This is a genomic window from Delftia sp. RIT313 (assembly GCF_000632165.1).
GTDB classification, from domain to species: Bacteria; Pseudomonadota; Gammaproteobacteria; order Burkholderiales; family Burkholderiaceae_C; genus Comamonas; species Comamonas acidovorans.
Window position 1 is genome coordinate 1 of sequence record NZ_JFYT01000021.1, and the last position, 1,019, is coordinate 1,019.

The 1,019-nt window shown below is 66.5% G+C and carries 1 protein-coding gene; it reads right to left on the reverse strand.

From position 1 onward, the window contains the following. A partial coding sequence (locus BW39_RS03435; protein ID WP_043819805.1) for an RHS domain-containing protein occupies positions 1-1,019 on the reverse strand: 1,019 nt, incomplete at both ends.

Genomic DNA, 1,019 nt, shown 5'->3' on the forward strand with positions numbered 1-1,019 from the left:
TGATTGATATAACTCCCCACCACCGGATCGTAATACCGATGCCGGTTGTAATACAGCCCCGTCTCCCTGTCATGGTGCTGCCCCGGCAGCCGGATCGCCTGGTGGATGCCCTGCGGGTTGTACTCCTGCAGCACATTGCCCCAGGGATCCAGCTTGGCGGCCCAGGCCACTTGGCCGGTCTGGTCCGTCAGCGCCATGGGCGTGCCCAAGTGGTCGCAGTGGTAGTGGTGGATGGCGATGCGGGCGTGCTGTTCTTTTTCCTGGTCCTGCAGCTTGGCCTGCATGCCGCTGAGCAGGCGCGCGGTGCTTTCGGCCTGTTCGCCCAGGATCGCCTGGGCGCCGGGCGGCAGGCCGTGCTCCAGGGTATGGCGCAGGTGGCGGGCGGCGTCTTGCTGCATGTCGCGCGGCATGGCGTCGAGCATGGTTTGCATCAGGGTCAGGGCCGGCCTGTGGTTGGGGTCGTCCTGGTCGGGCAGGCCTGCGGCGATGGCCTGCACCAGCAGGTGGGGCTCGTTTTGGGGGTCGCCGCTGGCCGTGGTGCTCAGGCGCACCAGGGGCGTGAAGCTGCCCGGTTCGTAGATGGTGTGTTCTATGTGGCGGGTGTCGTCGCCATGCTGCAGGCGTTCGGTGTGGATGAGGCGGTCGCCGTCCCAGCCGTAGTAGTGGGTGCGGGTGGATTCTGTGGAGTCCGCGCTTTCCACTTGCTGCTTGAGCCTGCGGCCCAGGGCGTCGTAGGTGTAGCGGCTGTGGTGGCGCAGTTGCTCTGCGTTGCCCTGGATCTGGCTGCTGCGCACCGCTATGAGTTGGTGGGCTCCGTCGTAGTGCAGTTGCTGCTGGCTGTGGTTTGCCTGCATTTGCGCGATGCGGTTGCCGCAGGGGTCGTAGCGCCAGACGCGGTCTTCGGTGAAGCCGATGCGGTTGTCTTCCCAGCGCTGCACGGGGCCTTGCCGCTGGCCTGCAAGGTGGCCCAGGCCCATGAGGTTGAAGTCGGTGTGCCGCCAGTGGGCGTGGACCTGGGC